The sequence below is a fragment of the Aquimarina sp. 433 genome, from assembly GCF_054054605.1.
In genome coordinates, this window is sequence record NZ_JBSWZK010000002.1 from 256,036 (window position 1) to 281,838 (window position 25,803).

Annotated in this window: 21 protein-coding genes; 8 read left to right on the forward strand and 13 right to left on the reverse strand. The window is 34.0% G+C overall.

Annotated elements, in window-relative coordinates; all coding sequences use genetic code 11:
- Window positions 1-167: 167 nt before the first annotated feature.
- From arfB to ACWNT5_RS05215, 3 genes are all read right to left on the reverse strand, one after another.
- A complete protein-coding gene (gene arfB / locus ACWNT5_RS05205; protein ID WP_299605017.1) occupies window positions 168-569 on the reverse strand; it encodes an alternative ribosome rescue aminoacyl-tRNA hydrolase ArfB in 402 nt (133 codons plus the stop codon).
- Window positions 566-2,131 (reverse strand): DUF4301 family protein, encoded by a 1,566-nt coding sequence (locus tag ACWNT5_RS05210; protein ID WP_299605015.1) that lies wholly within the window; start codon window positions 2,129-2,131, stop codon window positions 566-568. Before ACWNT5_RS05210 ends, arfB begins: the two co-directional genes overlap by 4 nt.
- A gap of 167 nt (window positions 2,132-2,298) precedes the next feature.
- A complete protein-coding gene (locus ACWNT5_RS05215) occupies window positions 2,299-2,928 on the reverse strand; it encodes a 4'-phosphopantetheinyl transferase family protein (protein ID WP_456516822.1) in 630 nt (209 codons plus the stop codon).
- Window positions 2,929-3,065: 137 nt separating this feature from the next.
- On the opposite strand from ACWNT5_RS05215, the gene ahcY reads away from it, so the two are divergent.
- Window positions 3,066-4,382 (forward strand): adenosylhomocysteinase, encoded by a 1,317-nt coding sequence (ahcY, locus tag ACWNT5_RS05220; RefSeq protein WP_456516823.1) that lies wholly within the window; start codon window positions 3,066-3,068, stop codon window positions 4,380-4,382.
- Window positions 4,383-4,511: 129 nt separating this feature from the next.
- On the opposite strand, the gene ACWNT5_RS05225 is transcribed toward ahcY, so the two are convergent.
- From ACWNT5_RS05225 to ACWNT5_RS05240, 4 genes are all read right to left on the reverse strand, one after another.
- Window positions 4,512-4,850 (reverse strand): hypothetical protein, encoded by a 339-nt coding sequence (locus ACWNT5_RS05225; protein ID WP_299897727.1) that lies wholly within the window; start codon window positions 4,848-4,850, stop codon window positions 4,512-4,514.
- Between the two features lie 94 nt (window positions 4,851-4,944).
- Window positions 4,945-5,205 carry a 50S ribosomal protein L27 gene (gene rpmA, locus ACWNT5_RS05230; RefSeq protein ID WP_211073876.1) on the reverse strand — a complete coding sequence of 87 codons (261 nt, stop codon included), beginning with the start codon at window positions 5,203-5,205 and terminating at the stop codon, window positions 4,945-4,947.
- Between the two features lie 45 nt (window positions 5,206-5,250).
- On the reverse strand, window positions 5,251-5,916 hold the full coding sequence (rplU, locus tag ACWNT5_RS05235; protein WP_299897724.1) for a 50S ribosomal protein L21: 666 nt from the start codon (window positions 5,914-5,916) through the stop codon (window positions 5,251-5,253).
- Between the two features lie 96 nt (window positions 5,917-6,012).
- Window positions 6,013-6,486 (reverse strand): DUF4199 domain-containing protein, encoded by a 474-nt coding sequence (locus tag ACWNT5_RS05240; protein ID WP_299605003.1) that lies wholly within the window; start codon window positions 6,484-6,486, stop codon window positions 6,013-6,015.
- Window positions 6,487-6,657: 171 nt separating this feature from the next.
- Between ACWNT5_RS05240 and ACWNT5_RS05245 the strand changes: the two genes are divergently transcribed.
- Both ACWNT5_RS05245 and ACWNT5_RS05250 read left to right on the forward strand, forming a co-directional pair.
- Window positions 6,658-7,983, forward strand: a complete 1,326-nt coding sequence (locus ACWNT5_RS05245) for a M16 family metallopeptidase (RefSeq protein WP_299897717.1) — start codon at window positions 6,658-6,660, stop codon at window positions 7,981-7,983.
- Between the two features lie 17 nt (window positions 7,984-8,000).
- Window positions 8,001-10,067 (forward strand): M16 family metallopeptidase, encoded by a 2,067-nt coding sequence (locus tag ACWNT5_RS05250; protein ID WP_456516824.1) that lies wholly within the window; start codon window positions 8,001-8,003, stop codon window positions 10,065-10,067.
- Window positions 10,068-10,116: 49 nt separating this feature from the next.
- Here ACWNT5_RS05250 and ACWNT5_RS05255 read toward each other — a convergent pair whose 3' ends face one another.
- The 5 genes from ACWNT5_RS05255 to mutY all read right to left on the reverse strand — a co-directional run bounded on the left by ACWNT5_RS05255 (window position 10,117) and on the right by mutY (window position 14,560).
- Window positions 10,117-10,992, reverse strand: a complete 876-nt coding sequence (locus ACWNT5_RS05255) for a DMT family transporter (RefSeq protein ID WP_299604998.1) — start codon at window positions 10,990-10,992, stop codon at window positions 10,117-10,119.
- An 80-nt stretch (window positions 10,993-11,072) separates the two neighbouring features.
- Window positions 11,073-11,648 (reverse strand): gliding motility lipoprotein GldD, encoded by a 576-nt coding sequence (gene gldD / locus ACWNT5_RS05260; protein ID WP_299604996.1) that lies wholly within the window; start codon window positions 11,646-11,648, stop codon window positions 11,073-11,075.
- On the reverse strand, window positions 11,635-12,972 hold the full coding sequence (gene gldE / locus ACWNT5_RS05265) for a gliding motility-associated protein GldE (RefSeq protein WP_299604994.1): 1,338 nt from the start codon (window positions 12,970-12,972) through the stop codon (window positions 11,635-11,637). Before gldE ends, gldD begins: the two co-directional genes overlap by 14 nt.
- A 24-nt stretch (window positions 12,973-12,996) precedes the next feature.
- Entirely contained in the window at window positions 12,997-13,461 is a 465-nt protein-coding gene (locus ACWNT5_RS05270) for a single-stranded DNA-binding protein (RefSeq protein WP_299604992.1), read from the reverse strand.
- A gap of 40 nt (window positions 13,462-13,501) precedes the next feature.
- Complete coding sequence (gene mutY / locus ACWNT5_RS05275) at window positions 13,502-14,560, reverse strand: A/G-specific adenine glycosylase (RefSeq protein WP_456516825.1); 1,059 nt, start codon at window positions 14,558-14,560, stop codon at window positions 13,502-13,504.
- A 131-nt stretch (window positions 14,561-14,691) separates the two neighbouring features.
- On the opposite strand from mutY, the gene ACWNT5_RS05280 reads away from it, so the two are divergent.
- The 5 genes from ACWNT5_RS05280 to ACWNT5_RS05300 all read left to right on the forward strand — a co-directional run bounded on the left by ACWNT5_RS05280 (window position 14,692) and on the right by ACWNT5_RS05300 (window position 25,144).
- Window positions 14,692-14,982: an HU family DNA-binding protein gene (locus ACWNT5_RS05280; protein ID WP_024768281.1), complete on the forward strand. Its 291-nt coding sequence runs from the start codon at window positions 14,692-14,694 to the stop codon at window positions 14,980-14,982.
- A gap of 287 nt (window positions 14,983-15,269) precedes the next feature.
- The gene (locus ACWNT5_RS05285; protein WP_299604988.1) at window positions 15,270-16,808 is read left to right on the forward strand and encodes an Rne/Rng family ribonuclease; all 1,539 of its coding nucleotides are present in this window, start codon (window positions 15,270-15,272) and stop codon (window positions 16,806-16,808) included.
- Window positions 16,809-17,113: 305 nt separating this feature from the next.
- Entirely contained in the window at window positions 17,114-20,671 is a 3,558-nt protein-coding gene (locus tag ACWNT5_RS05290; protein WP_456516826.1) for a hypothetical protein, read from the forward strand.
- Between the two features lie 12 nt (window positions 20,672-20,683).
- The gene (locus ACWNT5_RS05295; protein WP_456516827.1) at window positions 20,684-24,823 is read left to right on the forward strand and encodes a DUF6443 domain-containing protein; all 4,140 of its coding nucleotides are present in this window, start codon (window positions 20,684-20,686) and stop codon (window positions 24,821-24,823) included.
- Between the two features lie 51 nt (window positions 24,824-24,874).
- Complete coding sequence (locus ACWNT5_RS05300; RefSeq protein WP_456516828.1) at window positions 24,875-25,144, forward strand: hypothetical protein; 270 nt, start codon at window positions 24,875-24,877, stop codon at window positions 25,142-25,144.
- 29 nt (window positions 25,145-25,173) lie between these two features.
- Here ACWNT5_RS05300 and ACWNT5_RS05305 read toward each other — a convergent pair whose 3' ends face one another.
- Window positions 25,174-25,560, reverse strand: a complete 387-nt coding sequence (locus ACWNT5_RS05305) for a hypothetical protein (protein WP_456516829.1) — start codon at window positions 25,558-25,560, stop codon at window positions 25,174-25,176.
- Between the last annotated feature and the right edge of the window lie 243 nt (window positions 25,561-25,803).

Here is a 25,803-nt window from a genome sequence, read left to right on the forward strand (position 1 = left end):
ATATAGAAAGGAATAATTGTTCCAAAAAATAAGTAATACGGAAAAAATTACAAAACACTGTAAAACAGTTAATTACAAATTAAATGAAAAATCAAAAAACTGTGGAAACTCGTAAAATCCACATAAAAGTGTAGAAATTTTACACACTTTTTGACAAATGCAGCAAATCAAAAAAGTGGTTTTTTACGATTTGATTTTTTTAAGGAATGTTGTTTTTTATTCTCTAACCTTTTTTTGACAGATGCTTTTGTAGGCTTTGATGGTTTTCTGGACTTTTTCACCTGTAAGCTCGCTTTTAGAACATCTAAAAATCTAGTAATCACAAGTTCCTTATTTCTGTGCTGACTTCTTGTATCACCACATTGTAAGATCAAATGACCAGATTTTGTTATTCTAGAAGCAAGCTTATTATAAATCTTTACTTTTTCTTCTTCTGTAATCCCTTTTGAATCTTGTATATGAAAACTAAGCTCTACTTTAGTGGACACCTTATTTACATGTTGACCACCAGCTCCAGAACTTCGTACAGATTTAAATTTCAATTCGCTGAGAAGAACAGAAGTATTCACGAAAAAAGTTTTACTTGATGAGCAGATTTAAGCAAATCATTTACAGTTTTTACGGGATTAAAAGTAGTAAGAGGAACCTCCACAAAAACACTAATCCAATTTGCCATAGCACCATTCCACAATCCTGGAAGTTCTAGCGCTTTCAAAACTTTTCCATTTAATGATTTAGTAGTTATGAATCCAGCATTTGGATCAATATATTGCGTTAAGTCAAATTTATTTCCTTTATAGTCTCTAACTCCACAAACCAGATCTACCGGATTAAAATGAGTAGCGCTTTCCAATATTTCACGTTGTCTATGATCCTGTGTATTGATCTGAGGGGTTTCTATAATCTGTAACACTAACCTTCCATTATCTTTCTTAACCCAAAAAGGTCCTCCTCCAGGTTCTCCTTCATTAATTACCATCCCACAAACTCTGATCGGTCTATTTAAAGATTCCTGTAAAAATTCGATTTTATACTTCTCAGAAAATTTGTCAAAGTCTAAAGGCAAACGAACATTAAGTTGCTCTACCAAGAACTTCTTTATGTCAGTTAGCTCTGCTTCAGTTGGGGGTTTTTTGTCAATAGCATGTAATATTCTAAAAGCTTCTTCCTGAATTTCTATCAACTTACCGGCCAGTATCTTTTTATATCCAGAAACCTCATCCTGATATTTTCGAACGACCACATTATCAATATTCTTTATGTAGATAATATCAGAATCCAGTTCGTTTAAATTTTCGATCAATGCTCCGTGCCCTCCAGGCCTAAAAAACAAGGAACCTTTTTCCGTTCTGAAAGGTTCGTTATTTTCATCTACTGCAATAGTATCTGTTTCTGATTTCTGAAAAGAATAAGTAATGATAAAGTTAGTATCTGTTTTCTCCTCTACCTTTTTCTTAATTCTCTCAAACTCATCTTTAAATGCATCCAAGTGATCTTTTGAAATAGTAAAATGCAGTTTAGAATCTCCATTAACGCTCTTATTATACCCTGCAGCTTCGTATAAATGTTCCTCGAAAGAAGTAGCTATACTATTTGGATATTTATGAAATGGTAATAAACCTTTTGGATATGAACCAAAATTCAAACCTTTTTCTTTTAACATCATCTCAATAAATATATATAACTGACGTCCTTCAGAAAGAGACTCAAAATTAGGATACGAATTCTTCACATCTTGCATTACAGTTTCATAAAAAGGAAACTTTTCTAAACCAATCAGGAATAAACGTATAGCAGTTGCTTTTTCGTGATTCGTATAAGAATTCAAACTCTCTTTTTTATATTCGTAATTATCCAAAAACTTAAATAGGTCTTTGAACATTCTAGTTGCTGCACCAGATGCAGGAACAAACTTAATCGTATCTAAATCTGCGGACTTAGATTCATATAACTTAGTTAATTCGGTTTGATAATGGTCTGAAAACTTCAAAATACCATTCTCTAAACTTGCCGCACTCCTTAATGCAACAAAGGGAATTTCATTTTTAAAGGTTTCTATCTGGGATAATACCCGTTCTACAGTTAATCCTTTTGAGGTTATCAGCTTAATATCTTTATCTGTAATATTCACTTTTGTAAATTCTTTTATTAGTCAGAAACAAAAACACAGTATTCAATCTTGTTTTCAATTTTAACAGTTAGTTTCCGCTTCGAAAGCCTATTTGATATTTATTATTCGGTTTATCAATATAAAATAAAAACGTGTAAAACCTAGTTATTTCTATTTTAAAAAATGATTTATATTGGTAAAGCATATACACAGGTAAAGCCTTCAAACTCTAAAAAAGTAATATCATAATAGCTAATTTTGTTTTTATAATGTAAACTTGCCGTTGTAAAAGGCATTCCGAGATTAAATGGTGTTACATGAATATTTTGCTCAAAACTAAGACCTGCCGTTCCATATAATTTGTACAAAGACTCTTTGGCCCCCCAAATAACCGTCAAAACCCTAACCTTTTCTTCTTGAAATTGCTCGACAAATTCCTGTTCTGATTCCACAAATTTATGAGCAATCCTAACAATCTTATCTCGTTGCTTTTCGATATCAATTCCCACTAATTTATCACTAATTATAACACCAGCAAATTCATAGGAATGTGTAATAGAAATTTGTTTTCCATCTTTTAAATGTGGTTTCCCGAAATCATCATAGAATAAATCATGATCTGTATATCCAAAAATGGCTAATAAATGACGAACACTCATAAATCCTCTTCTATGCAGATCAGATTTCATATTGTCAACTCTATTTTGACAATGGTCCGTAAGTTCAATTCCATCAGACAGATCTTCAAAAGACTCTTCTATCTTCCAAATCAATATATTAGTGGTTTCATCTACTGTTATAGTTTTGTAAAGAGGCATGCGAATTCTTAAAGTTATTATGTACCTTTGCAAACTGAAAATTAGGAGTGAAGACCTTAATTTTCGAGAAACGAATTTAGAATAATTTGGTGCGAAATACTAAAATTATTGCACTTGATAACTATAAAACAGATACTATGAGTACCAAAACAGTACCTTATGTTCCTTACAAAGTTAAAGACATTTCATTAGCTGCTTGGGGGAGAAAAGAAATTGAACTAGCGGAAGCAGAAATGCCAGGTCTTATGTCCTTAAGAGAAGAATATAAAGAGGAACAACCTCTTAAAGGAGCTCGTATTGCAGGTTGTCTACATATGACTATCCAAACCGCAGTACTAATTGAAACATTACAAGCTCTTGGAGCAGAGGTTACTTGGAGTTCATGTAATATTTTTTCTACTCAAGATCAGGCAGCAGCAGCAATTGCAGATGCTGGAATACCAGTATATGCATGGAAAGGAATGAATGAAGAAGAATTTGATTGGTGTATAGAGCAAACACTGTTTTTTGGAGAAGATCGTAAGCCATTAAATATGATTCTAGATGATGGTGGAGATTTAACAAACATGGTATTGGATAAATATCCAGAACTAGTGGATGGTATTAAAGGACTTTCTGAAGAAACCACTACTGGGGTTCACCGTTTATACGAAAGAATGAAAAACGGTACGTTGCCTATGCCAGCAATTAACGTAAATGATTCTGTTACTAAATCTAAATTTGACAACAAATATGGTTGTAAAGAGAGTGCGGTGGATGCAATAAGAAGAGCAACAGATGTAATGTTAGCTGGTAAACGTGTAATTGTTTGTGGATACGGAGATGTTGGTAAAGGAACAGCTGCATCATTTAGAGGTGCTGGTTCTATTGTTACGGTTACCGAAATAGATCCGATCTGTGCTTTACAAGCTGCAATGGACGGTTTCGAAGTTAAAAAACTAGAAACTGTAATCGGAAATGCGGATATTGTAATTACTACTACAGGTAACAAAGACATTGTACAAGGACATCATTTCGAAGCCCTTAAAGACAAAGCAATTGTTTGTAATATTGGACATTTCGATAACGAAATCGATATGGCGTGGTTAAATAAAAACTACGGAAATACAAAAGACACCATCAAACCACAAGTAGATAAATATAATATCAATGGTAATGATGTGATCATTCTTGCAGAAGGTCGTTTGGTGAATTTAGGATGTGCAACAGGTCACCCAAGTTTTGTAATGAGTAATTCTTTTACCAATCAAACTTTAGCACAAATAGAGCTTTGGAAACATAGCGAAAACTATAAAAATGAAGTATATATGTTACCAAAGCACTTAGATGAAAAGGTAGCTAAACTTCACTTAGCTAAAATCGGAGTAGAATTAACAGAATTAAGAAAAGATCAAGCTGATTATATTGGTGTTACGGTAGAAGGACCGTTTAAACCAGAACACTATAGATATTAATTAGGATAATATCTTAAAACGTATATATTTACAAAAAACTCCTTGTTTATTAAACAAGGAGTTTTTTTATTGGTTTAAGCTATAAAAATTTGCAAACCTAATCTACAATACTAGTATACCATATTTAAGTTAATATTTCCGTTTCCGGAAAATATAACTCATCCATACCGGATCATTTTCTTCAGAAACTACAGATTGACGGTCTACGAACTCCCAATTGGCTGCATTCATATAATTCAACAAATCTGAAGTCCCATCTAGATCTTCAACTTCTTTAATCGAAATCGCTTTACCTTTTAAAGACTCCTGTTCTTCCACCTTTATTCTTTTAATACTTCCACTATTATTAGCTTTTTGGACAACTATGATTTCTAAATAATCATATTTTGGTATTTCCTGCGAGGCTACAGTGCTTACGATCAAAAGAAAAACAAAGCAAAGCACAATTCGGTTTAGTAGTAATTTCATAAAATTTAGGTTTAAAAGAAGTTTAATTCAAATAAAAAGCCCTTTTCAAGTTTATTTGAAAAGGGCTTCGTCTTTATTACAAAGGAAAATATTCTTATGCTTCAAAAGGAACTATAGAAACATAAGATTTATTATCTTTTTTCTTAGTGAATTTTACTACACCATCTACTTTAGCGTGTAGTGTATGATCTTTACCAGCGTAAACATTTTCACCTGGCTTATGTGCTGTACCTCTTTGTCTTACAATGATGTTTCCAGCTACGGCAGCTTGTCCACCAAAAATCTTAACACCTAATCGTTTCGATTCTGATTCTCTACCATTCTTCGAACTACCAACTCCTTTTTTATGAGCCATAATTTCTAGGTTTTATTATGTTAAACTTAAAATTGAATGAAGCAATTAAGCTTTACCACCATCCAATTCGTCTTGCCATTTCTTTAATTCGTCCCACTTCCCTTCAGCAGCTAATTTTGCTTGTGCAGGCCAAGTGTCTGTTACGTGGTTACCACGTACTTCAGCGATGATTTCTGAAATCTTAGCAGCATCAGTCTTTGCTAAATCAGCAAAAGTGGCGATTCCTGCTTCTACTAATGTAGATGCGATTTTTGGTCCAATACCTTCAATCTTTTTAAGATCATCTGCTTTCGCTTCCTTTTTAGGAGCAGCTTTCTTTGGTGCTTCTACTTTTTTCTCAGCTTTTACTTTTGGCTCAGCCTTCTTAGTTTCTTTCTTAGGAGCAGCTTTCTTAGCTCCAGAAGCAACAATACTTTCAATTACGATTTCAGTAAGAGATTGACGGTGACCATTTTTTACACGGTAACCTTTACGTCTCTTTTTCTTGAAAACAATAACTTTATCACCTCTTAGGTGTCTTGTGATTTTCGCTCCTACTTGAGCTCCATCTATAGCCGGGGCGCCTAAAGTAACATTATCTCCATCTGCAGTAAGAAGAACTTTATCGAAAGAAACTGTATCTCCCTCTTCTCCTGCTAAACGATGAACAAAAACTTTTTGGTCTTTCGCAACTTTAAATTGCTGCCCTGCTATCTCTACAATTGCGTACATAGCGTAACGTTTAATTAATTTTTTATATTTAAAGAACAACCGCCTATTAAATAAGCGGATGCAAATATACTGCTAATTAATTAACTGACAAATATTTTACGCCTTTATAGGGTGAGAATGATGCTTTTTCTTAATATTCCAACTTTCTTTAAATAATTGCATAAAGGATAAGGTAAGCACAAAAGTTGTAGCAAATCCCATTATGGCAGCTACAAATACAACAATACCAACTCCTACATGATAATGTGAACTCCAATTAGCCAGCATTTCTGGAAGAAAGTTTGTATTGATATTGGTAACGTATATAGCAAAGAAAATAGTAAAGATTAAAGTAGCATTAAATCCAGTGAATAAACCTGCCATAAATCCTTTTTGATATTCAAATTGACTTCCTTTTTCTAACTTATAATCCCTCATTGCTCTGTAGAGACCATAAGCAACAATAAAACCATTACCTAAACTAAAAGCTGGGTTGGTTTGTGCTCCAACTAATGATAAAAGTAAAAAATAAGCAATCAATCCAATTGCAATCAAAACACCATATTTAACAGGAATAGTAGACTTTTTCATAATTTTCTTGTTTAGTTTTTACAGTAATTTATCGATAATAAACGGCTTTCACCCTTAAAGAACTGTTAATTTATTAGCAACTAGCTATTTACAACGTTAAAATTCTTTTTCGTTTAAATTGTAACAAAATCCGATCTTTGCATACAAATTCAATAAACAAAATTGTTATAAATGAAAACTAAACTTTACACAATTGCTTGTGGATTCCTGATGGCAGTATCAGGAAATGCGCAAGAAGTAGAATACACAGAGTATGACCTGGATAATGGTCTACATGTAATTCTACATCAAGAAAACAAAGCACCTGTTGTAACGGTAGGTGTGATGTATCACGTAGGCGCTAAAGATGAAGAAACAGGAAGAACAGGGTTTGCCCATTTTTTCGAACACCTATTATTTGAGGGTACTAAAAATATAGAAAGAGGAAAATGGTTTGATATCGTTTCTGCCAATGGAGGAAGAAATAATGCAAATACCACTCAAGATAGAACTTACTACTACGAGACTTTGCCATCTAACAATCTAGAGCTAGGATTATGGATGGAATCAGAACGTATGTTACACCCAGTGATTAATAAGATAGGTGTAGATACTCAAAACGAAGTAGTAAAAGAAGAGAAAAGACAACGTATAGATAACGCTCCTTATGGAAAGATTATCTACAGAACTGGAATTAACAAATACATCTTCAAAAAGCATCCTTACGGACAATCTGTGATCGGAAGTATGGAAGATTTAGATGCTGCTAAACTTGATGAATTTATTGCTTTCAACAAAAAATTCTATAATCCAAATAATGCAACTTTAGTCGTAGCAGGAGATATTCAGATTGAAGACACCAAGAAGATGATTGCTGATTATTTTGGCCCTATAAAAAATACAGGCGATAAAATAACCAGAACCGTAATCAAAGAAGATCCTATTACTACAGAGATCAAAGCAACAGAGAAGGATGCCAACATTCAGATTCCTGCAAAAGTACTGGTTTACAGAACACCAAAACAAACAGATAAAGATGCTTATGTATTAAACTACATATCTACAATTCTTACTGGAGGTAATAGTTCTAGAATGTACAAGAATATGGTAGAAGACAAAAAAATGGCATTGCAGGTACTAGCTTTTACAGATGCTCAAGAAGACTACGGAACTTATATTATGGGTGCCTTGCCTCTCGGAAATGTAAGCCTGGATAAACTACAAGCAGAAATGGATGCTGAAATCGAAAAATTACAAAACGAATTGATTTCTGAGAGAGAGTTTAAGAAACTTCAAAATCAATTTGAAAATAACTTTGTGAATTCCAATTCTAGTATAGAAGGGATCGCTAATTCATTAGCTAGATACCAAATGCTATATAATGATACTAGTTTGATCAATAAAGAAATTGACATTTACAGATCTATTACAAGAGAAGACATTCAGAACGTTGCAAAAAAATACTTAAATAAAAACCAACGTCTTAATCTTGACTACTTACCTGAGTCGAGCAAATAATAAAAAAGAATATTACGATGAAAAAACATATAATCTTTATCATAGCATTTGTATTGGTTGCTGTTAGTGCTCAGGCGCAAATAGATCGATCTAAAATGCCAAAATCAGGACCTACACCTGTAATTAATTTAGGAGAACCTTATACCTTTAAAATGGGTAATGGTTTAACGGTACTTGTGGTAGAAAATAAAAAGCTACCAAGAATCACAGTAAGCTTGTCCCTAGACAATCCTCCAAATGCAGAAGGAGAAAAAGCCGGAATTGAAGCAATCGCTTCAGAAATGATGGGAAAAGGAACTAAAAGCATTAGTAAAGACGCTTTTAATGAAGAAGTTGATTTTCTTGGGGCGTTTGTAAATGTTGGTGCATCTGGCGGTTTTGCACAGTCATTATCAAAATACTCTGACCGAATCATTGAACTATTCGCAGATGCTTCTTTAAATCCAAATTTCACACAAGAAGAATTAGATCTAGAAAAAAAGAAACTTATTGAAGGAATTAAATCTGGAGAAAACAGTGCTGAAGCTGTTGCAAGTAGAGTACGAAGTGTATTAGCTTATGGGAAAAACCATCCTGCAGGAGAATACATAACGGAAAAAACTGTAAGCAATATTACATTAGCAGATGTAGAGAAATATTATAGAAAGAACTTTGTTCCTGCAAATGCCTATATGGTAATTAGCGGTGATATCAATAACGATAAGGCCAAAGATCTTGTAGAAAAGTATTTCACTTCTTGGACCTCTGGAAAAGCACCTTCATTTGGTATTCCTGATGTAAAAGATGCTCAATACAGACAGATCAACTTTATCGATATGCCTAACGCTGTACAAACAGAAATGGCAATTATGAATATTTCTGATCTTAAAATGGCAGATGAAGACCATCATGCTGCGTTGGTTACTAATTATATCCTAGGAGGATCTTTTGGTAGTTATGTAAATATGAATTTAAGAGAAGAGCACGGATACACATACGGTGCGAGATCTACAATGCCTAGAAATAAAAATTTCAAGACTGCATTTCGAGTTACTGCCAAAGTAAGAAACATGGTAACCGATAGCGCTGTTGTAGAAACATTAAAAGAAATCAAAAGAATCAGAACGGAAGATGTTGATGATGAAGTATTAAAAAATGCAAAAGCAAAATTCTTAGGGAACTTTATCCTAGCTTCTGAAAACGATAGAACAATTGCTTCTAGAAGTATTGATATCAAAACTCAGAATCTTCCAAAAGATTTCTATGAAACTTTTATTGCTAAAATTAATGCTGTTAGTAAAGCAGATATCAAAAGAATTGCTAATAAATATTTTAATTTAGATAAAGCAAGAATTGTATTAGTTGGTAAAGGGAGTGATGTTCTTGAAAACCTTGAAAAAATCCAATTCGAAGGAAAGAAAATCCCTATCCTATATTTTGATAAATTCGGAAATAAAACCGAAAAACCAGATTATAACGCTGCATTACCAGAAGGAGTTACGGCTCAATCTGTTTTTGACGCTTATTTTAAAGCTATTGGAGGAAAAGATAAATTAGAAGCAGTTACTTCTACATTTACAACAGCTCAAGCATCTATGGGAGGAGCTACCTTAGACATGATCCTTAAAGTGACCTCTAAAAGCCAAACACTTTCTAATATTTTATTCGGCGGAAATTCGGTAAACAAAAATGTTTTTGATGGAACTAAAGGGTATGTAATGGCGCAAGGCCAGAAAATTGACTATACAGAAGCCCAGATTGCTGATGCTAAAAAGGATTCACATCCATTTTCTGAATTAAAGAATACAGATGCTACGCTAGAAGGAATAGAGCCATACGAAAACGGAAAAGCATACAAGGTAAAAATAAGTGATAAGAAAACTTCATTCTTTGATACGGAAACAGGACTTAAAATAAAGGATATCGTTATCCAAGAACAAGGAGGACAAAAGATTTCTTCTACCGTTGGATATAGCAACTACAAAGAGGTAAACGGAATTAAGTTCCCACACACCATCTCTATTGCTGCTGGTCCTCAGAAATTCGATTTTAATGTTTCAGAAATTAAAGTGAACGAAGGAGTAAGTGATGAAGATTTTAAATAAAATCTAATTCAAGAAAAAAGATGATAAAGGTTCGTAGTAATACGGACCTTTATTTTTTTCTGTTAGCAATATACACCCCAAGAATAATTACCCCTGCTGCCAATACCTGATAAAAAGAAAATTCCTCTCCATCCAATAATCCCCACATCAATGCCACGATAGGTATGGTGTATGTAACAGAAGTAGCAAAAACGGGACTGCTAATCTGCACTAATTTATTGAATAATATTTTTGCGATACCAGTACCTACAACCGCAAGTATGGATATATACATCAAACTGGTATGTACTTCTGGACTTTGAACAACTTCAGCTTCAAAAAAATCTGAATAATACAAAACAATAAGCGAAGGAATTACCAACACGATAAAATTACCATTAGCAATGGCAATTGGAGAAATCTGTTGCATATACCTTTTGATAATATTCACGTTGGTAGCATAACAAACTGAAGCACAAAGAACTAAACCAGCATACCAATAGTTTTGATTTGGATTTACAGAAGCTCCTTCTAATATAAGTGCCAAACAACCTATTAAGCCAACTATGACTCCAATAAGCTGATTTCTGCTAAAGTTTATAGAAAATAACACAACTCCTAATATCAATGTAACTAAAGGAGTAGTCGAATTAAGTACCGATACCACGCCACTATCTATTTCGGTTTCTGCAAAAGCAAAAAGAAATGCTGGAATAAAAGTTCCTAAAAAACCCGATATTATAACCCATTTCCATTCTTCCTTTTTAATGGTTTTCATACTACGAAAACCTATCAAAAATAAAAATGCCGCAGCAAACAAGGTTCTCAATGCACCTAACTGCATTGGTGTAAGTCCGATCAAAGATTTTTTGATCAAAATAAATGAGCTACCCCATACTAACGACAATATCGCAAGGTATATCCATTTGAGCTTAGTCTGTTGCATTGATAATTAATAAGCTGCAAAAATGAATAAAATAAATAAGCTACAATTCGTAATGTAGAAAAATTAACGAACGTTTAGCGTTATTCTTTCCACTGCACTGTTTCCATAAAATGGATTACATCATTTCTTAGATATTTTGCAGCAGGAAGAATTGAATCGTAGTTAGGTTTCACCTTAAAATAAACCGAACCAGAGACAAAATGTTGTACACTATCCGTTAGATAAAACTGACAAGAAGAAGCTGCATTTCCACTTACTTCATATATTCTTCCATAGACCTTTTTCTCTGGATATACAAAATCCTTAGGCTGTATCGCATCAGCTTTTATAAAATGCTCCTGAGTTAGATTTTGAGCATCACGTAATAAAGAATCTAAATTTTTATCAATGTCATAGTACGACAAATAGATAGTAGCTTTTAGCTGTGGATATTCTAGATTATACCAACAAGCCTTTTTATTTCTTGCTTTCTGAAAAGATGCTAAACTATTTTTTTCAAACGAATACGAACAATCTAGCAAGGCTTTTTCATATTTTGGAGATGGATACGATAAACGCAACATTGCTTTTGGTTTTGGCAAGGTTTCACCTCCGCATGAATACAATACTCCTATTATGATAGAAGTCAAAAATATGTATAACCTACTCTTCCTCATTAATTGTTAGTTTTATCCTCTTAATACGCTTATTATCTAAAGATTCTATTTTAAAAACGTACTGTTCCAGCGTTATTGTATCATTTATTTTAGGAAAACTTCCTGACATTTCCAGCAACAAACCAGCAATCGTTTCTGCATCTCCTTTCTTATTTTCAAAAATAGAATGATCCTCTAGTTTTAATACTTTGTAAAAATCTTTTAGTGATGTTCTTCCTTCGAATACATAATTTTGATCATCTAATTTAGAAAACACCAAATCTACATCATCAAATTCATCACTAATATCTCCTACGATCTCCTCGATAATATCTTCTAAAGAAATTAGTCCGCTTGTACCTCCATACTCGTCTACAACAATAGCCAAATGATTCTTTTTATCTTTAAAATCATTTAGCAAATCATCTAGTTTTTTGTTTTCAGGAACAAAATAGGGATCCCTAACTAAACCAACCCAATCAAAGTCTTTATGATTAATGTATGGCAAAAGATCCTTTACATATAAAATCCCTACCACTTTATCGATACTATCTTCATATACAGGAATACGCGAATATCCTTGTTTTATTATCTCCGGAAGTACCTCTGCATATTTCTTTTCTTTATTTAACGCAAAAATATCAATCCTAGGCTTCATCACCTGCTTGGTATCTGTATTTCCAAAAGATACAATCCCTTCTAATATTTTCTTTTCTTCGGAAGTAGTATCAGTATCCGATGTTAACTCTAAGGCCTGTGAAAGTTGATCTACGCTAATATTGGATTTTTGTTTTCCTAATCTATTGTGAATTAATAAGGTAACACTACGCATAGGTAAACTAATTGGAGTAATGATCCAATCTAGAAACTGCAAAGGACGCGCCATAAAACTTGCAAACTTTACTTTATTTCTACTCGCATATATCTTTGGTAGTATTTCTCCGAATAATAAAATTAGAAAAGCCACCAAAATTACTTCTACTACAAATCGCACATCAATCCAGGTGGCCCAAGGAATTACTAAATCATCAAGATCTTTAAAAAACACCTCTCCTAGAGTATTAAAAAGCAATACAATAGCAATATTGATGAAGTTATTAGCTACCAAAATCGTAGCCAATAGTTTTTTTGGCTTGCTTAGTAGTTTTGAGATTATTTTTTGATGAATTGTTTCTTCTTCTCCTTCTATTTTTAGATCAGAAGGCGTAAGCGAAAATAGAGACACTTCGCTGCCGGAGATCAATGCCGAACAGATCAATAGTATAACAAGGACAATCAGATTGATTGCCTGCATCGAATCAAAAGTTGTTAAAACAATAAATAACGGTTCAGGATCAGGGTCCAAATTATAGCTCTTTAGTTAAACAAATTAAAACGGAAGATCATCTTCTTCCATTTCTGTTGGCGAAGATGTAACCGATTGTGGTGTACTAACCGATGGAGTATTACCCATAGTTGGTTGTTTTTCTGGAACTATTTCAGAGTGCTGACCTTCAGTTTTAGGTGTTAAAAATGTAAAATCAGTACACTGTATTTCGGTACTATATCGATCTTTTCCTTGTTCGTCTTGCCATTTCCTGGTTTTTAGACGACCCTCGATATATACCTTATCTCCTTTTTTTAAATACTTTTCGCAGATCTCTGCAGCTTTATTACGTACTACTATATTATGCCACTCGGTAGAAGTAACTCTTTCTCCTGTGGTTTTGTTTACATAAGAATCATTAGTTGCCAGTGGAAATCTACCAATACAGTTTCCTCCTTCAAAATAATGCATCTTTACCTCATCACCCGTATGGCCAATAAGCATTACTTTATTCAACGTTCCAGACATATTCTTTATTATTAATTATAGTAAATGTAATAAAAAAGCATCATACCTTAAAAAAGGAATCTATAAAATTACCTAATAATATAGGAACAGGATATTCTTTGATTTTATCAATAGGTATTAACTGATAAGAATCATCAAACTTAGGAGAATTATCTGTCCTTATAATATAGAACCGTGTGTACAGGTGCTGATGCGAAAGTTTATGAATTTTAAACTCTTCTTCATACACAGTTATATTATAGGAAGAGGTTGACATACTTTCCTTTAGTATTTCATGCTTTTCTACATATTCCAAATTCACATCTTTATCGCTTTCGATTAATGGAAATTCATATAGATTCTGCCATATTCCTTTTCCTGTTCTCTGACGAATCACTGTATGCTTATCGTCTACCAAAAAGATCAAATAATTAAAATATCGTTTTTTAACTTTTAATTTTTTCAATTTTACTGGCAATGACGCTACAGTTCCTTTTTGCAAAGACTCACAACTATCATTTAGAGGACATACTATACAATAAGGATTTTGTGGTTTACATTGTAAAGCTCCAAATTCCATGATTGCCTGATTGTACGTAGCAGGTTCCTCTTGCTCCATAACCTCTATCGCCACTTTTTTAAATTCCTTTATTCCCTCTGTACTATTAATAGGAGTACTAATATTAAAATATCTGGATAACACTCTATATACATTTCCATCTACCACAGGTACTACCTCATCATAACAAATAGAGGCAATAGCACTAGCAGTATAGTCTCCTACTCCTTTAAGTTTTAATAACTCTTTATATGAAGTGGGAAAAACACCATGAAGATCATTGGCAACATATTTTGCAGTAGTGTGTAGGTTTCTAGCTCTCGAATAATACCCTAAACCTTGCCATAATTTTAGTACTTGTTCCTCTTCTGCATTCGCCAAATCGAAAACGGTTGGATACTGCTCTGTAAAAGCTAAATAATAAGGCAATCCTTGCGCAACTCGAGTCTGTTGCAAGATAATTTCGCTTAACCAAATACGGTAGGGATCGATAGTTTCTCGCCAGGGCATCGATCTTTTGTTTTGTAAGTACCACGAAATGAGTTTTTTAGAGAAAATCATAAGGAATTCTTAAGTTTTGTAAAATTAAACCATTAAAAGATGATAATTTCATCTTAAGTATTGATATTTTGGATTTTAAATTGCTATATTTGCCCCCTTGAAAATTTAAAAACCCCTAAATAGGTAATATAATGACTAAAGCAGATATTGTAGCAAAAATTTCAGAAAAACTAGGAATTGAAAAAGGAGATGTTCAGGCAACTGTTGAAACATTCATGGAAGAAGTAAAAAGTTCTTTAGAGAGTGGAGACAATGTATACTTAAGAGGATTTGGAAGCTTCATCATCAAGACGAGAGCAGAAAAAACTGGGCGTAACATTTCTAAAAATACTACAATCAAAATACCTGCACACAATATTCCTGCTTTTAAGCCAGCGAAAGTGTTTGTTGAAGGTGTAAAAACTAACGTAGAAGTTAAGTAAAAAATTAATAATCAATAAATAAGACGCACTATGCCAAGTGGTAAGAAACGTAAAAGACACAAGGTAGCTACGCACAAGCGTAAAAAAAGAAGAAGAGCTAATCGCCATAAGAAAAAGTAGTTTTCTAACTACTTTTTCTGGTATTTAAGAATGTTCTTTGAAATCGAAATAGAGTTTCTTATATCACTACCTTTATAAGACTTTGTTTCAACGGAATTATTAAAAATTCCTGTGAAAAAATTTGTTTAATCCATTCCGATATCATTCGGAATAAAAATCTAATCAGAGTGAACAAAGAATTGATCATTAGATCTGGTTCCTCTACAGATTTTGCCTTATTAAAGGATGGAAAACTAATTGAATTGCATAAGGAAGAAGACGACAGTAATTTTTCGGTTGGTGATATATTTATTGCCAAAATTCGAAAAGCTGTTCCAGGTTTAAACGCTGCATTTGTAAATGTAGGGTATGAAAAAGATGCTTTTTTGCATTATCATGATCTGGGTCCTCAAGTATCTTCTTTACTTAAATTCATTAAACGTGTAAGCACAGGTAAAGTAAAAGATTACTCTCTTAAGAATTTTTCTTTTGAGAACGATATTGATAAACACGGCGTTATTACCGACGTGTTAAAATCAAATCAATCGCTATTAGTACAAATAGTAAAAGAACCTATTTCTACAAAAGGCCCTCGAATTAGTTCTGAACTTTCGATTGCTGGTAGATATATTGTTTTGGTACCTTTTTCTAGTAGAGTTTCTATTTCGCAAAAAATAGAATCTTCAGAAGAAAAAGAACGTCTAAAAAGACTGGTAAAAAGTATCAAACCAAAAGGTTTTGGAATTATTGTACGTACAGTAGCAGAAGGCAAAAAAGTAGCAGAGCTAGATAGAGATTTGCAAAACTTGATGGACCGATGGGAGTCTATGTGTAAAAAATTATACAAAGCACACCATCCATCAAAAATTTTGGGTGAAATGAACAGAGCATCTTCGATATTAAGAGATGTTTTTAATGATACCTTCACCTCTATTGTTGTAGATGAACAAGATCTCTACAACCAAATTAAAGAGTATCTGCAAGAAATTGCACCAAAAAAAGAATCAATTGTAAAGTTACACACGTCTAAAGTACCGGTATTTGAGAAATACGGTATTGAAAGACAAATTAAAACCAGTTTTGGCAAAACGGTATCCATGAGTAAGGGAGCCTATTTGGTAATTGAACACACTGAAGCAATGCATGTCATTGACGTAAACAGTGGTAACCGATCTAACAAAGCCAAGAACCAAGAAGACACTGCACTAGAAGTCAACCTAATCAGTGCAACCGAAGTTGCCCGCCAACTACGTCTAAGAGATATGGGAGGTATTATCGTAGTCGATTTTATAGATATGAATAATGCTGATAATCGTAGAACACTCTTCAACCACTTACGAGAAGAGATGAAAGACGACAGGGCGAAGCACAAAATTTTACCACCAAGTAAGTTTGGTTTGATTCAGATTACGCGACAACGCGTTCGACCAGAAATGAATATCAAAACCCGTGAGGACAATCCAAACGGAGGAAATGGCGAAGTTGAGGCGCCCATAGTTTTAGTAGATAAAATAAAGGTCGATTTAGAAAAATTAATTAAAAAAGATCATAAAAAGTTGACGCTAAGCGCGCATCCTTTTATTGCAGCTTTTTTAACCAAAGGATTTCCATCCGCCCGATCTAAGTGGTTTTTTGACCATAAGAGATGGGTAAAAGTTATACCTAGAGACGCTTACACGTATTTAGAATATCACTTCCATGATAAAGATGGAGAAGTGATACAATAATAATCAAAAACCCAGCTTACCATTGTAGGCTGGGTTTTTTTGTTGGATATTTCGATAAACCACTACATACTTGTAAAATATTGCTCTTCTTCTTACTTATATTCAACGTAGTACTCAGTAGCGTCGCCATTATTTCTTATTCTTCCAAACACTTCTCTATTTCATAAATTAAAATAAATCCTGAAAAACATTTTTAGAAAAAAATCAAAAAACAGAGGTAACAATTTTATTCTTTATGACACAAAAGAGATAGAAAACAGAATTAAAACACAACAAATAAAATCAAATCCATCAAAAATCACTTTATGAGAAAAATTGTTTTAATGCTACTACTCAGTATGAGCTTGGGGGTATATAGTCAAGCCATTCCTGGGGGTGCAGGTCCTATAGTAGATTACAGTGAAGAAGTCACTCGAATCGCCAGCGCTGCCACAGCGCCAGAAGCCGCCACTTTAACTAAATTCGGTAATACTCCTGTAAGCTTATATACTGGAACTCCAGAAATCAGTATTCCATTGTATCAATATCCAGGTCAGGAATTAGGGTTACCTATTCAATTATCATATGATGCACAAGGTGTAAAAGTCGAACAGCAAGCCTCTTGGGTAGGTCTTAGTTGGAACCTTACTATTGGCGGTCGTGTTTCGAGAATTGTAAATGGGATGCCCGATGATTATATCGATTCCGATTATCAAAGCATCTTCGATAATTCCGTTAGATCAAAAATTATTGAATATACTGCAAACAATTTCTCTTTTGATACACAACAAAAAGCTATCGATTACTTCTACTTTTTAGAAAGCGTAAATAAAGGACGTAAAGAAATAGAGCAAGACTTTTTTAGTGTTAATGCGCCAGGTCTTAACGAGATGGTAGTCATTGATATGCAAACTCTACAGGCTCGAGGTCTTAAAAACCCAAGAACTAAAGTAGAATACTATAGATCCGGATATATTCGCCATTGGACCATTACCAGTGAGAACGGAACTAAATATTATTTCGAACAGCAAGAAAAAACACATACTCAGGGTAATGACGCTTCTGCCACAGGCGGAGTGATTAAAGAGTATGTATCGTCTTGGTTATTAACCAAAATAGAGTCTCCAACATTAAAGGATACATATGAATTTAGCTATACCAGTACAGGATATTGGAATCAACCTTTTTCATCGGCTCCAGTAAGTCATGCTACCAATCCCATGCCAGATAATCCTGGAGGAAACACCTTTAGCAATCCAGGTGGATCCACCTTTCAACCAGTTACTAAGCTAAATCAGTCCTTTTTAAGTCAAATACAACACAATGGAAAATTGATCGTATCCACTGTTCTTAAAAATAGATATGACATGAAACTGACCGTGCCTAGTGGACTAGATGAATTGCGAATTTATACTCCACAGAGCAGTGGATTAATAGCTCCAATACTTAAAAAGATAAAATTTACACATTCTTACTTTGGAATCTCTCCTTCAGCAAATCCTGCCAATAGTGATGCTTATGATATTCGTCTAAAACTAGATAATATAGAGATTACGGATGCCAATGACAATGGCTATCAACAATATTCTTTTACATATGATAATGCTCCAGGAGTACCTTCCAGAAAATCCCTTTCTCAGGATTATATGGGATTTTATAATGGCAAGAATAACTCGGTATTATATCCACAATACACTAGAAATGGAGATATCTATACTGGAGCAAACCGATTACCAGATTTTGACAAAGCTAAAACAGGGATGCTTACCAAAATCACCTACCCAACAGGAGGATATACCACCTTTACTTATGGATCCAATAGAGCATCCAGTGGAGGATCTTCTAATACTATTGTAACAAGAGAAGTAGTATATGGAGGAGCAAGTTTAACCGGTGGTCATGATCCTTCGAATGCAGATGTTTGTGGAAATGCATGTGAAGACAAATTTGGTGATGTAATACCAAAAATTCAAAGTAACTTATTTACGATCACAGAACCTTACTATTACGAACTAGACTATAAAACAACTGGACTAGGAAATAGAGAAGCTTATATTTTAAGAGTATTTGGAAATATTGATCTTGGTGATAATCGAGATGACAACCCTCTTATAGATCCTGATTTTACTCCGACTGTAATTCCTTACGATCAAATTGTAAATCAATCTACGGGACAAATAAGCTCTTCTGTCTTATGGAGTAATTATGGTACCGCGGATAGAAGACAAATTCTTTTAGAGCCAGGCACCTATCAAATCACTTTGGTAAATTCTCTATCTGGAACTTCTAATGTTCGGGTATTTAGAGAAGAACAAATTGATGAAACAGAAACAACCAATGGACAATTCTTAAAAGCAGGAATTCGTATCCAAAAAATTACAGATTACGACAGTAATAACCAAAAAGTATCTTCTAAAAAATATGTATACAATTCTGGTAAAACAGTTTTTGATCCTACACTGGTATATACAACAGCTAAAGTAATTACCAACCAACCAGGTAATCCTACTGCTTATACTCTACATAGATTAGCAGGAGCATCTAGTAACCAACCTCATGTGGTATACCCAAAAGTTACTATATATGAAGAGAATATTCTAAATGGTAGTACAGGTAATGGACGCACTGTTCATGAATTTAACACGGGATCCGATGGAATCGTTACCAACGAAATAAGGCCTTTTACTAATAGTTTTATCCCAACATACAAAGTGGGTAAGGAAAAAAAGAACTTTGTTTTTAATGCTGATAATGATACCATTTCTTCTTCAGAAAACAGCTACAATAACCCTTTATATTTTTCTACAGCCGGAATTTCTCTTACTCACAATGAAAACAATAGCATCAAATACATACAAATTTATTACGATGCTTCTACAAATAAATACAGGTACCGCCATTTAGAACCTGTTTGGTTTCAAGGATTTGTAGGTAGTGCAGGAGTTGGTGGAATCGTACAGGCAGAAAATAGAGCTTATACACCGCAACGACCTGCAGGATGTGATGCTCCAGGAGCTACTTGCATTGAACGATTTGATCTCTCTACCCTTTCTTTAAAGAGAAATCTTATGCAAGGTACTGCTGGTAATACGATCCAGGTGAAGTCTACTCAATACTTTGATGACAAGCAAACTACTACAGTAAGCAATATGAGCTATGATCCTGCTGTAGACTATTTACTACGTACTAGCACAACTACGGGAATCGATGGCGCTAAAGAACAAAGTATGTTTTCTTATCCGAAGGATTTTAGCGATGCAGGTAGTCAATTACTGGTAACTAGCAATCGTCTTACCGAAGTGATCCAAACAGAAAGCAGCACCATCAAAGAAGATGAAACTACTCTTAAATTAGCTACTCGCAAAACCTTTTACAAAGATTGGGGTCAAGGCATTGCTTTACCAGAAAAGGTACAATTTGCCAAAGGAAATACCACGCTAGAAGATCGTATGTATTATAAAAAATACGACTCCCATGGAAATCCTTTAGAAGTAACCCAAGCCAATGGAACCTCGATCATATTTGTGTGGGGATACAATAATCGTTACCCGATTGCAAAAATTGCCAATGCTTCTTATACAGGAATGCCGACAGCTGTCACCAATCTTATCAATCAAATAAAAACAACCTCTAATTCTGAAAATTCAATTAGCGAAGAAAATACGCTGAGAACTCAGTTAAAAAACTTACGAGATAACACATTTTTTGCCAATGCACAGGTAACTACCTATACCTACAATCCATCTGTAGGAGTCACTAGCATGACAGACCCAAAAGGATATGTGATGTACTATGAATATGATAATTTTCATCGATTAGCCAAAGTAAAAGATCAGGATGGAAACATTTTATCAGAAAATGAATATCACTATACAAACAACTAATACAGCAGTATCATGAAAACATTACAAAACATACTAGTAGCCATCGCTGTATTATGCATTACAGCCCTTAGCGCACAGACACAAACAGAAAACTATGTGAAAACCACCACCTACCAAACCGATGTGCAAGAAGGTGAGCAATCTAAAGTATTAGAAAGTGATAAGATTGTATCGGTAAATTATTTTGATGGCTTAGGAAGAGCCAAACAAACGATAGCCGTTAGAGCTGGTGGACAACAACAAAACACCAATATCCTAGATTGGACAGATGATTGGACAGTAGGCACAGGAACTACTCCTTTATTTAACATCAATGGCCAATCTTCTGATAACCAAAGAATATTTGACACTAATCCTTTTGGAGAAGAATCTCTTGTATGGAGATGTGGTAATGATAGCAATAACGATGCTGATGGTGGTTGGAATACTGATTATATCCCAGTGGATAAAAATGTAGCCTATCGTTATACCGTTTGGGTAAAACGTACCGGATCACAAGACGGAAGAACATACCATGGAACACAAAACGTAAACAATTTAAGTGGTACAGCTAACAATAATCCTTATTTCTGGTCTGGAGATATGCCAAATCTGAATCAATGGTATTTATTAGTTGGAGTCGTACATCCGCATACCTATAGTGGTGGTAATTCTGGTATTAGTGGTGTCTATGATATCAATGGTACTAAAGTAAAATCAGGAAATGATTTTAAATGGAGAAACAATACGACCACTTCACGATTTAGAAGTTATTTATACTATGCTACAGACACCAATGTACGTCAGTACTTTTGGAATCCTGTGTTGACTAAAATTGATGGAAATGGCGTACCTGTTACAGAACTCATCCAACAGACCAAACCAAAAGATATCATTACACACTATGCATATGATAACTACGGTAGACAAGCCAAAGAGCACCTACCTTACGCATCAGAGGAAACACAAAATGGTGATATCTATACCAATCCACTAGCAGAACTAAATGCTTTTTATAACACTCCAAAATATCAGAATACACCTAATCCATATTCGGAAACTATTTTTGAAGCATCTCCATTAAACAGACCATTAAAACAAGCTGCACCAGGAGCAGACTGGCAAGCACAAAGTACAGGAGATGATCATACCATCAAACTGGATAGAACCTTAAATAGTGATGCAGATAATGTAGTGTATTTTAAGGTAAACTTTCATGCCGGTAATACAGTAATCCCGATTTTACAAAAGGTAGGTAATTATCCAGCAAATGAACTTTTTGTGACCATTACCAAAGATGAAAACTGGACAGAAAGTGATGAAAGTGATCACACTACACAGGAGTATACTGATAAATTAGGACGGGTTATCTTAAAAAGAACATTTAATAACAATACTCCTCATGACACGTATTATGTATATGATGATTTTGGGAATCTAACCTTTGTATTACCTCCTAAGATTACAGTGAACAATGGTGTGTCTAGTACGGAGCTTAGTGAACTAGCGTATCAATACAAGTATGATCGTAGAAACCGATTGGTAGAAAAGAAAATACCAGGAAAAGGTTGGGAGTATATCATCTATAACAAACTGGATCAACCTATACTTACGCAAGATGCAGTGCAAAGACCTAATCGTCAATGGTTGTTTACCAAATACGATGCTTTTGGAAGAGTTGTATTTACAGGGTTAGAGACTTTCCCTTGGGATACAACAAGAGCTGGATTGCAACAGAATCTAGATAATGATGTAGATGCTGCGCAATATGAAGCAAAAACTGATGATAAATACATTATAGTGAATGGAATAAAAATTTATTACAGTAATAACACCTTTCCTGGTGGAGGAGAAATGCATACCATCAATTACTACGACAACTATACCTTCGATAGAGATGGCATGAACAAACCAGCTACTATATTTGGTGTAGCCACTACCAATGCTACCAAAGGATTAGCCACAGGATCTAAAGTACGTGTATTAGGAACCAATCAGTGGATCACTACAGTAATAGCATATGATAGCAAAGGACAGGTTATTTGGACTGGTAGTCGTAATGATTATTTAAATACGACGGATATTGTAGAAACCCAATTAGATTTTACTGGAAAACCAATCCAAGTAAAAACTACACATACTAAAGGGAGCAATGCTGCGATTGTTACCACAGATACTTTTACCTATGATCATATGGGACGATTATTGACTCAAAAACAACAAATAGGCACCCATCCACAAGAATTAATTGTACAAAACAATTACGATGATCTGGGACAGTTAGAAAATAAAAAAGTAGGAAATGCAGAACAAGCTCCATTACAAACCATAGATTACAAATACAACGTACGTGGATGGCTAACCGATATTAATGATGTAGCTAATATAGGAGACGATCTGTTTACTTTTAAAATTAATTATACAGACGTAGAAGGGCTTTATGATGTACCAGAGTTGTACAATGGTAATATTTCCCAAACCATCTGGAGAACGGCTAATGATAATACCAAAAGATCGTATTCTTATCAGTATGATGCCCTTAATAGAATTACAAGAGCTAATAGTCTTAAAGACAACTCGCTAATGGCTGGAGATGCTTATAGTATTTGGGGGATTGCATATGATAAAAATGGAAATATCGGAAGAATTACCAGAAATGGAAGACCTGGAGGAGGAGCTACCAAAACCATTGATGAGCTTTATTATACGTACTCCAATAATAAATTAGAAAAAGTTAGAGAGGCGATAACCACAGTTCATAAGGATGAAGGTTTTATAGATGGCACTAATACCAATAATGATTATGTTTATGATGTGAACGGGAATATGACCATCGATTGTAATAAAGGAATAACTAATATCGCTTACAATCATTTAAACTTACCTACATCGATAGCAATAAATGATCAGGTACGTTCCAACACGGGAAATATTAGCTATATTTACGACGCCACTGGAGTCAAACAAAAAAAGATCGTCTCTGGTGGAAGTTCTTTAACAACAGAATATGCTGGGAACTATGTCTATGAAAATGGACAGTTACAGTTTTTCAATACCTCTGAAGGATATGTAGAACCCAATGGAAATAGTGGTTATGATTATGTATATCAACTCAAGGATATCTGGAATAATGTAAGAATCACATACTCAGATGGTGATAATGATGGGAAAATAGACTTAGTTCGAAATAATGCAGATATTGATGGTGACGGTGATCTTGCACACGAAATCAGAAGAGAACAAAATTTCTATCCTTTTGGGCTTGAACATAAAGGTTACAATACTACACTTAGAGGTGTTAAGAACAACCTCAAAACCTATCAAGATCAGGAATTTACAGAAGATTTAGGATTAAATACTCATGAATGGAGATATCGTGTAAGTGATCCTGCAATTGGGCGATTCTGGCAAATTGATCCATTAGCAGAAGATTACACCTATAATTCTACCTACGCATTTCAAGAGAATAAAATTGGAATGGGGGTTGAACTAGAAGGTTTAGAACTTGCTGTTTGGAGCGCTGCTAAAGCCTCTAGAGACCCTAATGTTAGTAAATGGAAACAAGAAAATCCAAAACTTTCAGTTGGTATTGCTGTAGGATTTGTAGCTGCTCCTATTGCTATGGTAGCTGCTTTAGAAGCTGGTCCAGCTGCTACTGGTGCTTTTTTACTAAATGAAGCAAAAGATGAAGTTTTATCGCAAGCAACAGGTGGTGCGAGTGATGTTCTTGATGTTACTAAAGCAGCGGCTAATCTAATTGAAAAAGGTGCCAAAGCACTTGCTAAAAATGTAAATGAAGCAGGTACAGCAACAGTTTTTCAATATGAAGCAACTCCAGATAATCCATTTGGACATTATGCAATAGAAACTAATTTTAATGGAAATTCAGTGATGACAGATCAAGTAATTACTAGTGCAGATTTATCAACAACCACGATAAGAACTCGTACAGCAGAAAATCCAACAAACACAGCGGAAATTCAATTGCCAAATGCTAAGGCAGCTCAGGATTATCAAAACGGTCAGGTGGGTAAACAACTTGGTGTTTATGATAAGAAATGTAATTCTTGCGTTAATCATGTTGGAAATGTACTTAGAAATGGAGGTGTTAACATCTCAAATAGTCCTTTAAGAGAGTATGGTTTTATTAAAACATTATTTGATAATCAATAATATATGGGGATAATAATTTGCAAAGAACATGGAGAAAATAAAATTGTACAAATGAGTAAGATTCTCCATGATTTCTTTTTAAAAAAGAAAAGGGCTAATATTGTTAGGGTAATATTTCATATTAAGGAGATTAACGAAAGTTTTATTCATTACTTTACCACATCTGAAAATATTTCTCAATTTAATAATGAGATGAATGTAGATGATTTTGAATTTGAATTTTCAAAAATAAGTGGTGATCCAGGTTCTTGTGCAAATTGTTTTAAAGATTATTTGAAAAGAACTCAATCTTCGGTTATAGAAAAAAAGTTTAACATCTAATCATAAACAGTAATAAAACAGTTACAGACTTAATGTTTGTAACTGTTTTTTATTTTAATCATTTTACCTTTAATTTCTTTTTCATTATCATAAGCATGATATTTATAAGTATTATCAGAGGCACTGGTAATATCTACTGTAAATGAAACACCTACAAGACTACTTGCTCTTGGGTCACTAACTTCAGTATAAGTTAATTTGTATTGACAATCTGACAACCATTCTACAGACCCCACCATTTTAAAATTATTCTTTTTATCAAACTCAACCTGTATAGAATCATTACGAGTAATTACAAAACTTGAATTATCGTTAGGATATTTGAAAGTTCCAGTCTTAAATTTACTACAGTCTTTTGATTGCGCATAACACCCTGTTATTGTAGATAACAATAGGGTTAATAATAAATATCTCATATGAATTTACTGTGCTAGTTTTTGGAGTTTACGTTTGGTGATAAATGCATCAATTAGCTTTTTAATAGTACCTCTATCATCTTCATTCATTTGTCCTGATAACATGAGTTTGCAATATGTAAAGATAACACAAAGATAAAAATATTGTTTATAATCTTAATTGCGTAGATTCGAAATCCGAGCGATCCAAAATTCAACTAGAATTTATTTATACAAAGATCCTAACTATTACTTAGGTTGATA

Bases quoted from the DNA above. Each gene is read 5' to 3' on its own strand.
- ACWNT5_RS05255 (WP_299604998.1), bottom strand. From the start codon at position 10,992: ATGCAACAGACTAAGCTCAAATGGATATACCTTGCGATATTGTCGTTA.
- ACWNT5_RS05280 (WP_024768281.1), top strand. From the start codon at position 14,692: ATGACTAAAGCAGATATTGTAGCAAAAATTTCAGAAAAACTAGGAATT.
- ACWNT5_RS05245 (WP_299897717.1), top strand. From the start codon at position 6,658: ATGAAAACTAAACTTTACACAATTGCTTGTGGATTCCTGATGGCAGTA.
- ACWNT5_RS05250 (WP_456516824.1), top strand. From the start codon at position 8,001: ATGAAAAAACATATAATCTTTATCATAGCATTTGTATTGGTTGCTGTT.
- ACWNT5_RS05305 (WP_456516829.1), bottom strand. From the start codon at position 25,560: ATGAGATATTTATTATTAACCCTATTGTTATCTACAATAACAGGGTGT.
- ACWNT5_RS05300 (WP_456516828.1), top strand. From the start codon at position 24,875: ATGAGTAAGATTCTCCATGATTTCTTTTTAAAAAAGAAAAGGGCTAAT.
- mutY (WP_456516825.1), bottom strand. From the start codon at position 14,560: ATGATTTTCTCTAAAAAACTCATTTCGTGGTACTTACAAAACAAAAGA.
- ACWNT5_RS05215 (WP_456516822.1), bottom strand. From the start codon at position 2,928: ATGCCTCTTTACAAAACTATAACAGTAGATGAAACCACTAATATATTG.
- rplU (WP_299897724.1), bottom strand. From the start codon at position 5,916: ATGTACGCAATTGTAGAGATAGCAGGGCAGCAATTTAAAGTTGCGAAA.
- ACWNT5_RS05290 (WP_456516826.1), top strand. From the start codon at position 17,114: ATGAGAAAAATTGTTTTAATGCTACTACTCAGTATGAGCTTGGGGGTA.
- ahcY (WP_456516823.1), top strand. From the start codon at position 3,066: ATGAGTACCAAAACAGTACCTTATGTTCCTTACAAAGTTAAAGACATT.
- rpmA (WP_211073876.1), bottom strand. From the start codon at position 5,205: ATGGCTCATAAAAAAGGAGTTGGTAGTTCGAAGAATGGTAGAGAATCA.
- gldD (WP_299604996.1), bottom strand. From the start codon at position 11,648: ATGAGGAAGAGTAGGTTATACATATTTTTGACTTCTATCATAATAGGA.
- ACWNT5_RS05225 (WP_299897727.1), bottom strand. From the start codon at position 4,850: ATGAAATTACTACTAAACCGAATTGTGCTTTGCTTTGTTTTTCTTTTG.
- ACWNT5_RS05270 (WP_299604992.1), bottom strand. From the start codon at position 13,461: ATGTCTGGAACGTTGAATAAAGTAATGCTTATTGGCCATACGGGTGAT.
- ACWNT5_RS05295 (WP_456516827.1), top strand. From the start codon at position 20,684: ATGAAAACATTACAAAACATACTAGTAGCCATCGCTGTATTATGCATT.
- ACWNT5_RS05240 (WP_299605003.1), bottom strand. From the start codon at position 6,486: ATGAAAAAGTCTACTATTCCTGTTAAATATGGTGTTTTGATTGCAATT.